The 13,455-nt window shown below is 59.6% G+C and carries 11 protein-coding genes; 6 read left to right on the top strand and 5 right to left on the bottom strand.

From position 1 onward, the window contains the following. Nucleotides 1-81: 81 nt before the first annotated feature. Together ACA072_RS02720 and ACA072_RS02725 are read left to right on the top strand one after the other, a co-directional pair. On the top strand, nt 82-2,568 hold the full coding sequence (locus ACA072_RS02720; RefSeq protein WP_497622944.1) for a circularly permuted type 2 ATP-grasp protein: 2,487 nt from the start codon (nt 82-84) through the stop codon (nt 2,566-2,568). Next, the gene (locus ACA072_RS02725) at nt 2,568-3,458 is read left to right on the top strand and encodes a transglutaminase family protein (protein WP_497622946.1); all 891 of its coding nucleotides are present in this window, start codon (nt 2,568-2,570) and stop codon (nt 3,456-3,458) included. The genes ACA072_RS02720 and ACA072_RS02725 overlap by 1 nt, the downstream gene beginning before the upstream one ends. A 222-nt stretch (nt 3,459-3,680) precedes the next feature. On the opposite strand, the gene ACA072_RS02730 is transcribed toward ACA072_RS02725, so the two are convergent. Continuing rightward, the gene (locus ACA072_RS02730; protein WP_007947526.1) at nt 3,681-3,869 is read right to left on the bottom strand and encodes a hypothetical protein; all 189 of its coding nucleotides are present in this window, start codon (nt 3,867-3,869) and stop codon (nt 3,681-3,683) included. Nucleotides 3,870-3,937: 68 nt separating this feature from the next. Further along, complete coding sequence (locus ACA072_RS02735; RefSeq protein ID WP_109627716.1) at nt 3,938-4,525, bottom strand: cytokinin riboside 5'-monophosphate phosphoribohydrolase; 588 nt, start codon at nt 4,523-4,525, stop codon at nt 3,938-3,940. Between the two features lie 344 nt (nt 4,526-4,869). Here ACA072_RS02735 and azu point away from each other — a divergent pair, with 344 nt between their 5' ends. Beyond that, on the top strand, nt 4,870-5,316 hold the full coding sequence (gene azu, locus ACA072_RS02740) for an azurin (protein WP_461978961.1): 447 nt from the start codon (nt 4,870-4,872) through the stop codon (nt 5,314-5,316). Between the two features lie 192 nt (nt 5,317-5,508). Here the strand turns inward: azu and nadE are convergent, their stop codons facing one another. The 3 genes from nadE to ACA072_RS02755 all read right to left on the bottom strand — a co-directional run bounded on the left by nadE (nt 5,509) and on the right by ACA072_RS02755 (nt 8,708). Beyond that, complete coding sequence (gene nadE, locus ACA072_RS02745) at nt 5,509-6,336, bottom strand: NAD(+) synthase (protein ID WP_497622948.1); 828 nt, start codon at nt 6,334-6,336, stop codon at nt 5,509-5,511. Nucleotides 6,337-6,340: 4 nt separating this feature from the next. Further along, a complete protein-coding gene (gene pncB / locus ACA072_RS02750) occupies nt 6,341-7,567 on the bottom strand; it encodes a nicotinate phosphoribosyltransferase (protein WP_497622950.1) in 1,227 nt (408 codons plus the stop codon). 229 nt (nt 7,568-7,796) lie between these two features. Continuing rightward, nucleotides 7,797-8,708, bottom strand: coding sequence for a LysR family transcriptional regulator (locus ACA072_RS02755; protein WP_497622951.1), 912 nt, complete (start codon nt 8,706-8,708; stop codon nt 7,797-7,799). A 175-nt stretch (nt 8,709-8,883) separates the two neighbouring features. On the opposite strand from ACA072_RS02755, the gene amaB reads away from it, so the two are divergent. The 3 genes from amaB to ACA072_RS02770 all read left to right on the top strand — a co-directional run bounded on the left by amaB (nt 8,884) and on the right by ACA072_RS02770 (nt 13,310). After that, entirely contained in the window at nt 8,884-10,374 is a 1,491-nt protein-coding gene (gene amaB, locus ACA072_RS02760) for an L-piperidine-6-carboxylate dehydrogenase (protein ID WP_497332967.1), read from the top strand. 154 nt (nt 10,375-10,528) lie between these two features. Further along, nucleotides 10,529-11,812 carry an L-pipecolate oxidase gene (amaA, locus tag ACA072_RS02765; protein ID WP_497622953.1) on the top strand — a complete coding sequence of 428 codons (1,284 nt, stop codon included), beginning with the start codon at nt 10,529-10,531 and terminating at the stop codon, nt 11,810-11,812. A 364-nt stretch (nt 11,813-12,176) separates the two neighbouring features. Beyond that, the gene (locus ACA072_RS02770; RefSeq protein WP_438659795.1) at nt 12,177-13,310 is read left to right on the top strand and encodes an ABC transporter substrate-binding protein; all 1,134 of its coding nucleotides are present in this window, start codon (nt 12,177-12,179) and stop codon (nt 13,308-13,310) included. Nucleotides 13,311-13,455 lie beyond the last annotated feature (145 nt).

Below are 13,455 nucleotides of genomic sequence, written 5' to 3' on the forward strand. Positions count from 1 at the left end.
GCGACGCTCGGATTTTTCGTATATCCGGGCGTCATGAGCCTGCGTTAGTCTGACCGTTCTTTGCTGTCTGCCGAGCTTTCCATGCCTGACCTGCTTGACCGCTACCCGCTGACGGCGGGCACTTATCACGAACTGCTCGACGACAGCGGCGCCGTACGGCCGCATTGGCGCCGGTTGTTCGACCAATTGCAACGCAGCACGCCAGCGCAATTGGTGCAGCGTCAGGCACTGTTGACCCGGCAGATCCAGGAAAACGGCGTGACCTATAACGTCTACGCCGACCCCAAGGGGGCCGACCGGCCGTGGGAACTCGACCTGCTGCCGCATGTGATTGCTGCGGATGAGTGGCAGCAGTTATCGGCCGGGATCGCCCAGCGGGCTCGACTGTTGAACGCCGTGCTGGCTGACCTCTACGGCCCGCAACGCTTGATTGCCGAAGGGCTGCTGCCGGCAGAGCTGGTGTTCGGTCACAACAACTTCCTCTGGCCCTGTCAGGGCATTACACCGCCGGACGGGGCTTTTCTGCATTTGTATGCCGTCGATCTGGCGCGTACGCCGGATGGCCGCTGGTGGGTGACGGCGGACCGGACTCAAGCGCCCTCCGGTGCCGGTTATGCGCTGGAAAACCGCACCATCGTGTCCCGGGCCTTTCCCGAGTTGTACCGCGACCTGAAGGTGCAGCACCTGGCCGGGTTCTTCCGCACGCTTCAGGAAACTCTCGCCCGTCAGGCGCCAACCGATGATGACGTGCCGCTGATCGTGCTGTTGACGCCGGGGCGTTTCAACGAAAGCTATTTCGAACATCTCTATCTGGCGCGCCAGCTCGGCTATCCACTGGTGGAAGGCGGCGATCTCACGGTGCGCGATGCCACGGTGTACCTGAAAACCCTCAGTGGCCTGCGTCGGGTTCACGCGATCATGCGTCGGCTCGACGACGACTTCTGCGATCCGCTGGAGTTGCGGACCGATTCGGCCCTCGGCGTGCCGGGCTTGCTCGAAGCCGTGCGGCAGGGGCGGGTGCTGGTGGCCAATGCCCTCGGCAGCGGTGTGCTGGAGTCGCCGGGTTTGCTGGGCTTCTTGCCGAAGATCAATCAATTCCTGTTTGGCGAAGAACTGATCCTGCCGTCCATCGCGACCTGGTGGTGCGGTGAAACGCCGGTGCTGGCCCAGGCGTTGGAGAAACTGCCGGAGTTGCTGATCAAACCAGCGTTCCCCTCGCAAAGCTTCGTACCTGTGTTTGGTCGCGATCTGAGTGAAAAACAGCGCTTTGCTTTGGCCGAGCGCATGCAGGCACGGCCTTACGCCTATGTCGCGCAAGAATTGGCGCAATTGTCCCAGGCCCCGATCTGGCAGGCCGAGGACGGTCAGTTGCAACCACGAGCCATCGGTATGCGTGTGTATGCGGTGGCGAGCCGCGACGGCTATCGAGTGCTGCCCGGCGGTCTGACCCGCGTCGCCGCCGAAGCGGATGCCGAAGTGGTGTCGATGCAGCGCGGCGGCGCAAGCAAGGACACTTGGGTATTGGGGGATCGTCCTCCCAGCGGCGAGCAATGGAAAACCCAGCGTACGATCGGCGTGCATGACCTGGTTCGACGGGATCCGTACCTGCCGTCGCGGGTGGTCGAGAACCTGTTCTGGTTTGGCCGTTATTGCGAACGTTGTGATGACAGCGCGCGACTGCTTCGGATCATGCTGGCGCGCTACGTCGATGGCGATGATCCACAGGCCCTGGAAGCGGCGGTCGATCTGGGTGAGCGCCTGAATCTGTTGCCGGACGAAGGCGAGTTGCCCGAGCGCCTGTTGGCCGCGTTACTTGGCGATGATTGGCCTTTCAGTCTGCGCTCCAACCTGCAGCGCTTGCAGTGGGCCGCCTCGCAAGTGCGCGGCAAGCTCTCGCGGGAAAACTGGCAGGCGCTGGTGGAGTTGCAGCGTGAAGCCATGGAGCTGGAAACCGAAGAGCCGGATTTTGGCGAGTTACTGGATTTCCTCAACCGTCTGGTGATGTCCCTGGCGGCGCTTTCCGGTTTTGCCCTGGACGACATGACCCGGGATGAAGGCTGGCGGTTCCTGATGATCGGTCGGCGGATCGAACGCCTGCAATTTCTCAGCGCCAGCCTGGCGGCGTTTCTGCGCGGTGCCGGTGCTTTTGATCAGGCCGGGCTGGAATGGCTGCTGGAACTGGGCAACAGCAGCATCACCTATCGTTCGCGGTATCTGGCAGTGGCGCAGTTGATTCCGGTGCTCGATCTTTTGCTGCTCGACGAGCAAAACCCCCATGCAGTTTTGTTCCAGTTGAAACTGGTCACCCGCACACTGAAACGCTTGAACGATGATTTTGGGGCACCTCGTGAAGCGGGCCTGCCGGATCTAGTGGAACGCTTGGCGCGTTTCGATCTGGGCTGCCTGGAGAATTCGCTGTTCGGCGAAGCCAGCGTTCGCGCTGCCATCAATGGCCTGGCCGATTTGCTGCAAGAGATCGCCGATGCCAGCGGACAGGTGTCGGATCGTCTGGCCTTGCGCCATTTCGCCCATGTCGATGATGTCAGCCAGCGCACGGTGTCCGTCTGATGAGCGCCCATTACCAGATTCTCCACGACACCCATTATCACTACGACAGCCCGGTGTCCCTGGCCCAGCAACTCGCGCACCTGTGGCCACGGGCCTGTGCCTGGCAGCGTTGCACCGAGCAACACTTGCAGATCAGTCCCGAACCGACCTCGCGCCGGGATGAGCTGGATGTGTTTGGCAATCCGCTTACCCGGTTGGCGTTTGAGCGGCCGCATGATGAATTGCTGGTCAACGCCCGACTCACCGTCGAGGTGCTGGCCCGGCCAACGCTGGATTTCCATCAGTCTCCCGCGTGGGAAGAAACCCGTAACGCGCTGACCTACAGTAGCCAGCCGCTTTCTCCTGAGTTGCTGGAAGCGTGCCGTTATCGATTCGAATCGCCCTACGTGCATTTGAAACGCAACTTTGTCGATTTTTCGGAAAGCTGTTTTCCACCCGGGCGGCCGTTGTTGCTGGGCGTCCAGGCGTTGATGGAGAAAATTTTCAGCGAGTTCACCTTCGACGCCGAAGCGACCCAGGTGGCGACGCCGCTGGTGGAAGTGCTGGAGCGTCGGCGCGGGGTTTGTCAGGACTTCGCTCACCTGATGCTCGCTTGCGTGCGCTCCCGGGGACTGGCGGCGCGGTACATCAGCGGATACCTGCTGACCCAGCCACCGCCCGGCCAGCCGCGACTGATCGGTGCCGATGCGTCCCATGCCTGGGTTTCAGTGTTTTGCCCGGTGCTGGGCTGGGTGGATTTTGATCCGACCAACAATGTGCAACCCGCGCTTGAACACATCACCCTGGCCTGGGGCCGGGACTTCTCCGATGTGTCGCCGTTGCGAGGGGTGATTCTGGGTGGTGGAAGCCATGATCCCGAAGTCCGCGTCACCGTGATGCCATTGGATTAACCACGATCCCCTGTGGGAGCGGGCTTGCTCGCGAAAGCGGTTTCACAGTCACATAGATGTTGGCTGTGCCGACGCCTTCGCGAGCAAGCCCGCTCCCACAGGAGAGTGTGCAGTTCTTTGGGGATGGGGTATTTCAGAGGGGGCTGTGAGGGTCAGCAACGTCGCTGCTGACCCTGGACACAGATCCGGTGGGCCTGATCAGATCATCGGGCCCTGAGGGTCTCAGGCGTCGGGCGCCTGATCTTTCGGTGCTTCAGTTTCGTCTGTAGCCACTTCGCCTTCGGCATCCGGGTTCAGTGCTGCTGCTTCTTCTTCAGCTGTAGCTTTCTTGCGCTGAAGCTTTTCCTCTTTCTTCTGCTCCTTGGCCAAGTCTCTCTGACGTTTGGCGAAGGAATAATTAGGTTTAGCCATGGGCGATCCTCTGGGGTCGAAGGTGAGGTTGAGCGGCGCATATTCTGCCCTGTATCGGTGCCGAGCCGTTAGCTGGGTTTTTGCTCTGTCCATTTGGGCACCACTGTCGGCTGCCAAGCGTCGAGGGCATCGAGCAGGGTTTGCGGCGATTCGCTCACTTGCAGCATGTCACGGTGCGCTTCGCGAACGAAGCCTTCGCCGACGATATGATCAAGAAAACCGGTCAATTTGCTGTAGAAACCGTTCACTTCCAGCAATCCGAGCGGTTTGCCGTGGTAGCCGAGCTGGCCCCAGGTCCAGACTTCGAACAGTTCTTCCAGGGTGCCCAGGCCGCCGGGCAGCGCGATGAAGGCGTCGCTGAGCTCTGCCATCCGCGCCTTGCGCGCATGCATGCCGTCGACCACTTCCAGGCGAGTCAGGCCGCTGTGGCCGATTTCCTTGTCTTTCAGGCTTTGCGGGATGATCCCGATCACTTCACCGCCAGCCGCCAGTGCCGCATCGGCGACGATGCCCATCAGCCCGACGGCACCGCCGCCATAAACCAAAGTCAGCTTGCGCTCAGCCAATGCTCGCCCGAGGGCGACAGCCGCTTCACGATAAGCCGGGTTGGTGCCGGTGCTGGCACCGCAAAATACACAAACGGACGTTAAAGACATGCCTTACTCCATGGTCAGGATGGCCACAGAGTAAAGGCAGGCGCTCGGCGCTCCAAGGTCTAAACTTCGCGTTCAGGTGTTTCATAGGTGCCGCTGGCGCCACAGGCATAAGCGGCGAGTAAACTGCGTAACAGGCTGTTAAAGGACATGACAGGCGCTCCAGATGAGGGATGACGCGCTGATGATAGAGCCGGGGTAGACGTCTGGCTGGTAGATTGTTTCGATAGGTGTCATAGCCCGAAAGTTGTATACAATTTTTGATTCAGGTCATAGGAACTTGCGAAGTTTTCAGGCAGTCTTCTGTCCATTCGCACTTTTGTTTAACCCTGCCCTGGAGATTCACCATGTTTGCCAAACTTGTTGCGGTATCCCTGCTGACACTGGCCAGCAGCCAACTGATGGCTGCCGAATGCAAGGTCACTGTCGACTCCACCGATCAGATGTCCTTCAACACCAAGGCCATCGAAATCGACAAAAGCTGCAAGACGTTCACCGTCGAACTGACTCATTCCGGCAGCTTGCCGAAAAACGTCATGGGCCATAACTGGGTTCTGAGTAAAGAAGCTGACATGCAGCCGATCGCCACCGCAGGCCTGGCCGCTGGTATCGACAAGCAATATTTGCCGGAAGGTGATGCCCGCGTCATCGCCCACACCAAAATCATTGGTGCCAAGGAAACCGACTCGGTGACCTTCGACGTGTCGAAGCTTGATGCCAACGAGAAATACGGCTTCTTCTGCTCGTTCCCGGGCCACATCTCGATGATGAAAGGTACGGTTACGCTGAAGTAATCGATTCGAGCCCATAAAAAAAGCGCCCCAATTAGGGCGCTTTTTTTGTGCCTGACAGAGGACCGCATCATCGTTCATCGCGGGCAAGCCACGCTCCCAGAGGATTTGAGTCGTACTCAATACCGGCGTCCGACACAATACCTGTGGGAGCGTGGCTTGCCCGCGATGGCGTCAGAACAGACGCCAACAGATTTAAGGTGCAAACGGCATTACGCGCTTGTGATGCGTCTTCTTATACGTATCGCAAATGATCTTAAACGCTTCCTCACGCACCGACTGGCCGTGCAGGAACGCGTCGATCTCGGCGTAGGTCACCCCGTGGGACGCTTCGTCCGGTTTGCCCGGCGACAGGTCTTCAAGGTCGGCCGTCGGGATTTTTTCCACCAGCGATTCCGGCGCGCCGAAACTGCGGGCAATGTCTCGAACCTGGTTTTTCACCAGGCCGCTCAACGGGGCCAGGTCGCAGGCGCCATCACCGAACTTGGTGAAGAAGCCCATCACCGCTTCCGCCGCGTGGTCGGTGCCGATCACCAGGCCCTGCGCTGCGCCGGCGATGGTGTACTGGGCCACCATGCGCATCCGCGCCTTGGTGTTGCCGAGTACGAAATCCACCGAGACCGCGTGCTTGCCTTCGAAGGCCGCGACTTCATTGGCCAGGGATTTCACCGCCGGGCCGATGTTCACCGTGTGGCGTTCGTCCGGGGCAATGAAATCCACCGAGGCCTGGGCGTCGTGTTCATCGAACTGGGTTTCGTACGGCAGGCGCACGGCGATGAACTTGTAGCTTTTGTCGTTGGTTTGATCGCGCAGTTCACGCATGGCGCGTTGGGCCAGCAGGCCGGCGGTCAGGGAATCGACGCCGCCACTGATGCCCAGCACCAGGGTCTTGAGCCCGGAATTGACCAGGCACTCCTGAATGAAGCTGACCCGTCGGGCGACTTCGGCCTCGAGGGCGGCATGGTCGGCGAACGGCGGTTGAACGTTGAGCTGCTCAGCAATCTCACGCTGTACGGCTTGCATGAATTCACTCCTTGCTAGTGGTGCTGGAAAGGGCGGCAGGTACTTTGAAAACATGTCGCAAATAGGCGACGAAATTCGGGTCTTTGCAGTGAGTCTTGCCAGGCTCATCGGAAATCTTTGCCACGGGCTGACCGTTGCAGGCCGCCATTTTAAGCACGATGCTCATCGGTTCGACACCCGGAATATCACACGTCAGGTTGGTGCCTATACCGAAGCTGACATTGATCCGGCCGCGCAACGCCCGGAATATTTCCAGAGCTTTGGGCAGTGTCAGGCTGTCGGAGAACGTCAGCGTCTTGCTCATCGGGTCGATGCCCAGCTTTTGATAGTGGTCTATAGCCTTTTCTGCCCAGACCACCGGATCCCCGGAGTCATGGCGCAGGCCGTCGAAGAGCTTGGCAAAGTACAGGTCGAAGTCGTTGAGGAAGGCATCCATGGTGATGCAGTCGGTGAGGGCGATCCCTAGCAAGCCACGGTACTCGCGCACCCAGCAGTCGAGGGCGGCAATCTGGCTGTCGATCAGCCGTGGGCCGAGCTGTTGATGGGCCATGATCCACTCGTGGGCCATGGTACCCAGAGGTTTCATGTCCAGCTCCCGGGACAGATGCACGTTGCTGGTGCCGACGAAACGCCCGGGGAAATCGTGCTTGAGCACGTTCACCACTTCTTCCTGCACGCGGTACGAAAAACGCCGACGCGTGCCGAAATCCGCCACCTGCAATTCGGACAATTCGTCTGCGCTGGCATTGGCGGTGAGCCAGTCGAACTTGCGGTAGAGCTGCTCGCGAGCCTGTTCCAGAACGATTTCGCGGTAGCGATAGCGGTTGCGTACTTCGCTGACGATGGACAGCAGCGGTACTTCAAAGAGAATCACATGCAACCACGGACCGCGCAGACGGATGAACAGTTCGCCGTTTTCAATGCCGGTGTGGACGTAGCGCAGATTGAAGCGGAACAGCCCGAGAAAACGCAGGAAGTCCGGTTTCATGAAGCTGATGCGCTCCATGAAACTCAGTTGGTCGGCGCTTAGGCTCAACTCGGCCAGGCGTTCGATCTGGAAGCGGATTTCCGCCAGATATGGGCGTAAGTCTTCACTGTTACGGCAACGAAACTCCCATTCGACTTCCACGTTCGGGTAGTTGTGCAGCACCGCCTGCATCATCGTCAGTTTGTAGAAGTCGGTGTCGAGCAGGTTCTGCACGATGCGATCGCCAAACACGCTCTCGCTCATAACGGGGGTCTCCAGGCTGGCCGCGGCCCGTGGTCGCGACGTTTCAGCTGTTTCAATGAATGGGGCTAGTGGCGCATATCAGTGGTGTGTATTGCCAGCAATTTTTAGACCGCAGCAGATTCCTGTGGGAGCGGGCTTGCTCGCGAAGGGGGTGGGTCAGCCAACATTGATGTTGAATGTGCCGGCCCTTTCGCGAGCAAGCCCGCTCCCACAGGGTTTGGTCGCAACCCTAGATAAGTGACATTTCCGGGCTATCAATCTGCTCCAGCATCCACTTCACAAAGTCCCGCACCTTGGGCACTTCCGCTGAGTGCTCGGGATACGCCAGGTAATAGGCATCGGTGCTGGGCATCGCGTGCTGCCAGGGTATGACCAGTTTGCCGTCGGCCAATTCCTCTTCCACCAGGAAACGCGGCAGCAACGCCACGCCGCAGCCGACCTGAGCGGCGCGGATGCACATGTAGAAGGTTTCGAAGCGCGGGCCGTGGTAGCTGTGTTCGGTGTGATAGCCCTGACTGTTGAACCAGTCGTGCCAAGCCTGGGGTCGCGAGGCGTTTTGCAGCAGGACGAGGTCGGTGAGTTGCGTAGGATCGGTGAACGGCGTGTCCGGCAGGCTGCCCGGTGCGCACACAGGAACAAGCTCCTCGCCAAACAGCTTCAGGCATTCGGTGCCGGGACGGGAGCCCTGGCCGAAATAGAACGCAAGGTCGCTGCGACCTTGCAGCAGATCATCGGCTTCCTGCTCGCTGCACAGGTCCAGATGGATCGAAGGATGGCGCAGGCGCCACCCTTTCAAGCGCGGCACCAGCCAGCGGGCACCGAAGGTCGGCGGTGTTGAAACCCGCAAGACTTCGGTCTCGCCGCCGTAGGAACGCAGGTAATGGGTCGACATCTCGACCTGCGTGAGGATTTTTCGTACTTCCACCAGGTACAAATCACCGGCCGGAGTCATTTGCAGGCGTCGGCGCACCCGGCGGAACAGCAGGTGCTGCAGCAACTCTTCAAGTTGCGCGACCTGTTTGCTGACGGCGCTCTGGGTCAGGTTCAGCTCTTCGGCGGCCCGGGTGAAGCTCAAATGCCGGGTGACGGCCTCGAAACACTGCAGCGCGGTGATCGATGGCAAGTAGCGTTTATTCAGCATGGACGGTCCTTTTTCTTGTTTCTTTTACTGCCAGCAATTCAAAGCATGAATAAACGGAATGATATCTCTCTTAAAGGTCGTTTGTTGGGTAACCTCCGGGGAGCTAAAACTACAGGCCTGATCAGTCGTGAATATCCGGCTGCACGTTTTTTGTTTTTTGCTTGAGGAGTGACCCATGGTTGCCGCATTGCTTGATCGTCTTGGTGTGAACCCGGCCCTGTACCAGAACGGCAAAGTGCCGGTGCATTCGCCGATCGATGGCAGCCAGATTGCCGCTGTTAACTGGGAAGGCGCTGCTGAAGTCGAGCAGCACATCAGTCGTGCAGATCATGCGTTCGAATTGTGGCGCAAGGTCCCGGCACCGCGCCGTGGCGAACTGGTGCGCCAGTTGGGCGACATCCTTCGCGAATACAAGGCCGACCTCGGCGAGCTGGTGTCCTGGGAAGCGGGCAAGATCACTCAGGAAGGCCTGGGTGAAGTTCAGGAAATGATCGACATCTGCGACTTCGCCGTCGGCCTGTCCCGTCAACTGTACGGTTTGACCATCGCGTCCGAGCGTCCTGGCCACCACATGCGCGAAACCTGGCACCCGTTGGGCGTTGTCGGCGTGATCAGTGCGTTCAACTTCCCGGTCGCGGTCTGGGCCTGGAATACCACGCTGGCGCTGGTGTGCGGCAACCCGGTGATCTGGAAACCGTCCGAAAAAACCCCGCTGACCGCGCTGGCCTGCCAGGCACTGTTCGACCGCGTACTGAAGAACTTCAGCGACGCACCTCCACACCTGAGCCAAGTGATTATCGGCGGCCGCGATGCCGGCGAAGCCCTGGTCGATGACCCGCGTGTTGCGCTGATCAGCGCCACCGGCAGCACCCGCATGGGCCGTGAAGTGGCGCCGAAAATCGCCGCACGCTTCGCCCGCAGCATTCTGGAACTGGGCGGCAACAACGCCATGATTCTCGCCCCAAGCGCCGACCTGGACATGGCCGTTCGCGCCATCCTGTTCAGCGCCGTCGGCACCGCCGGTCAGCGTTGCACCACGTTGCGTCGCCTGATCGCTCACGAATCGGTGAAAGAAGAAATCGTCACCCGCCTGAAAGCCGCTTACTCGAAAGTGCGTATCGGCAATCCGCTGGAAGGCAACCTGATCGGCCCGCTGATCGACAAACACAGTTTCGACAACATGCAGGACGCGCTGGAGCAGGCCTTGAGCGAAGGCGGCCGGGTATTTGGCGGCAAACGTCAGCTGGAAGACAAATTCCCGAATGCTTACTACGTTTCGCCAGCCATCGTTGAAATGCCGGAGCAAAGCGATGTGGTCTGCAACGAAACCTTCGCGCCGATTCTGTACGTGGTCGGTTACAAGGATTTCGACGAGGCGCTGCGCCTGAACAACTCCGTGCCACAAGGCTTGTCCTCGTGCATCTTCACCACCGACGTGCGTGAAGCCGAGCAGTTCATGTCGGCGGTCGGCAGCGACTGCGGCATCGCCAACGTCAACATCGGCCCGAGCGGCGCGGAAATCGGCGGCGCGTTTGGTGGTGAGAAAGAAACCGGCGGCGGTCGTGAGTCGGGCTCCGATGCATGGCGCGGCTACATGCGCCGCCAGACCAACACCGTGAACTATTCGCTGGAGTTGCCGTTGGCGCAGGGCATTACGTTCGACTGATCCTCCAGTCGAACAATGATTCCCTGTGGGAGCGGGCTTGCTCGCGAATGCAATCTGTCAGCCGACATCAATGGTGGTTGATACACCGCTTTCGCGAGCAAGCCCGCTCCCACACTGATTTGTGTGTTGGTTAGGTTTCTGTTGGAGTCTGGCAATGCCGTTACGCGAAGAGTGTCTGTGGGAAAAACTGACGCCGCAAAGGCCTGACAATGCCGCGCTCAAGGGCGAAGTGAAGGTCGACGTCTGCGTCATTGGCGCCGGCTTCACCGGTCTGTCGGCGGCGGTGCATCTGCTGGAAAAAGGCAAGACTGTTTGTGTGCTGGAAGCCCATCGCGCCGGTCACGGCGGATCGGGGCGCAACGTCGGGCTGGTCAACGCCGGGATGTGGATTCCACCGGACGAGATCGAAGCCGGGTTCGGCGAAGCGGTAGGCAGTCAGCTTAATCGCATGCTGGGTGCGGCGCCGTCCCTGGTGTTCAGCCTGGTCGACAAATACAACATCGATTGCCAGTTACGCCGCGAAGGCACGCTGCACATGGCGCACAACGCCCGTGGCGAAGCCGATCTGCGCAGTCGTGAAGAACAATGGAAACGTCGCGGGGCGCCGGTCGAGCTGCTGACCGGACAAGCCTGCGAGCAAGCGACGGGCACCAAAAAAATCGCGGCCGCATTGCTCGACAAGCGTGCAGGTACGATCAATCCGATGGCTTACACCACGGGGCTGGCCAAAGCGGCTATCAACCTCGGCGGTCAGCTGTTCGATCATTCCCCGGTCACCCGGCTCGAACGTCAGGGCCAACGCTGGTCGGTGCAAACCGCTCAGGGTTCGGTGCTCGCCGAGCAAGTGGTCATCGCCTCCAATGCTTACACCGAAGGCGACTGGACCGAGCTGCGACGCAATTTTTTCCCCGGTTATTACTATCAGGTGGCTTCGGTTCCGCTGACCGAAGACGCCGCGCAGCAAATCCTGCCCGGCGGCCAGGGTTCCTGGGACACCCGCCAGGTACTCAGCAGTATTCGTCGCGATAAAGACGGTCGTCTGCTGCTCGGCAGCCTCGGCAATGGCAATCAGAAACCGACCTGGTTCCTCAAGGCCTGGGCCGATCGGGTGCAGCAGCACTATTTTCCCTACCTCAAACCCGTGGAATGGGAATGCACCTGGACCGGTTGCATCGCGTTTACCCCCGATCACTTGATGCGTTTATTCGAGCCGGCGCCCGGTTTAGTGGCAGTCACCGGTTATAACGGCCGGGGCGTGACAACGGGGACGGTGGTTGGCAAAGCCTTCGCCGATTATCTGTGTAACGGAAATCCTCAGGCGCTGCCGATCCCCTTCGCCCCCATGCAGCCACTGGCGGGGGTGGGTTTGCGCAGCTGTCTGTACGAGGCTGGTTTTTCGCTGTATCACGCAGGCCAGTGCTTGCGGATCGTTATTTGATTGTTGAAATTTGTTGCTGGAAGCGGCGCTTTTTCGCGCAGCGACTAGCCTGTAAAAGGTGCGGGTTGTAGCAGTACCGCACCAGCAGTGTGCACTTCGGTGACGCACGTTGTTACAGGCTGGTTGCACGTCGTTTGGCGCCGCGGTTGCAATGATGGCGCGCGCGGGTTGCGCCTTTAAAAATAAATGGTTTCACCTTCCGCGGTTTAGACGGTTGCACGCCCAATGAAAATGGGATCGAAACAGTCGAAATAACAATAAAGCAGCGACTTTTCTCAGAATAAAAAACCGATGGCACGGCCCTTGCTCTGAGCATTCAGAGAAGTCGAAGTGCCAACTAAAAAAAACCTTGGAGCACCACCTCATGTCCCAGACGTTTTACAAGAAAGGCTTTCTGGCCCTCGCAGTGGCAACTGCGTTGGGTGTTTCTGCGTTTGCACAGGCTGATGTGAAAATCGGTGTGGCGGGTCCGATGACAGGTGCCAACGCGGCATTTGGCGAGCAGTACATGAAGGGTGCACAGGCTGCAGCCGACGCGGTCAACGCGGCGGGCGGCGTCAACGGGGAAAAAATCGTACTGGTGAAGGGCGATGACGCCTGCGAACCGAAACAGGCTGTGACGGTCGCCAAGGACCTGACCAACCAGAAAGTCGCTGGCGTGGTCGGTCACTTCTGCTCCTCGTCGACCATCCCGGCCTCCGAGATCTACGACGAAGCGGGCATCATTGCAATCACCCCTGGTTCCACCAACCCGGCAGTCACCGAACGCGGCCTGAGCGCCATGTTCCGTATGTGCGGGCGTGATGATCAGCAAGGCATCGTGGCCGGTGACTACATCGTCGACGTGCTCAAGGGCAAAAAAGTCGTCGTCCTGCACGACAAGGACACCTACGGTCAGGGTCTGGCGGACGCTACCAAGGCCCAGCTGGAAAAACGCGGCGTGAAGCCTGTGCTGTATGAAGGCCTGACCCGTGGCGAGAAAGACTTCAGCACCATCGTTACCAAAATCCGCGGCGCTGGCGCCGACGTCGTCTACTTCGGCGGTCTGCACCCGGAAGCCGGTCCTCTGGTTCGTCAACTGCGTGAGCAAGGTCTGAAAGATGTCAAGTTCATGTCCGATGACGGCATCGTGACCGACGAACTGGTGACCACCGCGGGCGGCCCGCAATTCGTTGATGGCGTGCTGATGACCTTCGGCGCCGATCCACGCCTGCTGCCAGACAGCAAGACGGTGGTAGACGAGTTCCGCAAGAAAGGCACCGAGCCTGAAGGCTACACCCTGTACGCCTACGCTTCGGTTCAGACCCTGGCTGCAGCTTTCAACGGCGCCAAGTCCAACAGTGGCGAGAAAGCCGCTGAGTGGCTGAAGAAAAACCCGGTCAAAACCGTGATGGGCGAGAAGACCTGGGACGCCAAGGGCGACCTGAAAGTCTCCGACTACGTGGTTTACCAGTGGGACAAGGACGGCAAATACCACCAACTGGAAAAGCAGAAGTGATATGAACTGCTGATTCGCCCGGTGCCTTGTGCGCCGGGCAATCAAACAACATGTCCGTGCAGTACCTGTCTTTTCTCGTAGAGCTGCACAAAACCGAGTTGCTTCGGCGGCTGAACCCCGGTCCGTCGCACCCCGCTTCTGTGCA

The sequence above is a fragment of the Pseudomonas sp. LBUM1656 genome, from assembly GCF_059716065.1.

Excerpts from the sequence above, each read along its gene's own strand:
- ACA072_RS02770 (WP_438659795.1), top strand. The coding sequence starts at position 12,177 with ATGTCCCAGACGTTTTACAAGAAAGGCTTTCTGGCCCTCGCAGTGGCA.
- nadE (WP_497622948.1), bottom strand. The coding sequence starts at position 6,336 with ATGCAAGCCGTACAGCGTGAGATTGCTGAGCAGCTCAACGTTCAACCG.
- azu (WP_461978961.1), top strand. The coding sequence starts at position 4,870 with ATGTTTGCCAAACTTGTTGCGGTATCCCTGCTGACACTGGCCAGCAGC.
- ACA072_RS02725 (WP_497622946.1), top strand. The coding sequence starts at position 2,568 with ATGAGCGCCCATTACCAGATTCTCCACGACACCCATTATCACTACGAC.
- ACA072_RS02730 (WP_007947526.1), bottom strand. The coding sequence starts at position 3,869 with ATGGCTAAACCTAATTATTCCTTCGCCAAACGTCAGAGAGACTTGGCC.
- amaB (WP_497332967.1), top strand. The coding sequence starts at position 8,884 with ATGGTTGCCGCATTGCTTGATCGTCTTGGTGTGAACCCGGCCCTGTAC.
- amaA (WP_497622953.1), top strand. The coding sequence starts at position 10,529 with ATGCCGTTACGCGAAGAGTGTCTGTGGGAAAAACTGACGCCGCAAAGG.
- pncB (WP_497622950.1), bottom strand. The coding sequence starts at position 7,567 with ATGAGCGAGAGCGTGTTTGGCGATCGCATCGTGCAGAACCTGCTCGAC.
- ACA072_RS02735 (WP_109627716.1), bottom strand. The coding sequence starts at position 4,525 with ATGTCTTTAACGTCCGTTTGTGTATTTTGCGGTGCCAGCACCGGCACC.
- ACA072_RS02755 (WP_497622951.1), bottom strand. The coding sequence starts at position 8,708 with ATGCTGAATAAACGCTACTTGCCATCGATCACCGCGCTGCAGTGTTTC.
- ACA072_RS02720 (WP_497622944.1), top strand. The coding sequence starts at position 82 with ATGCCTGACCTGCTTGACCGCTACCCGCTGACGGCGGGCACTTATCAC.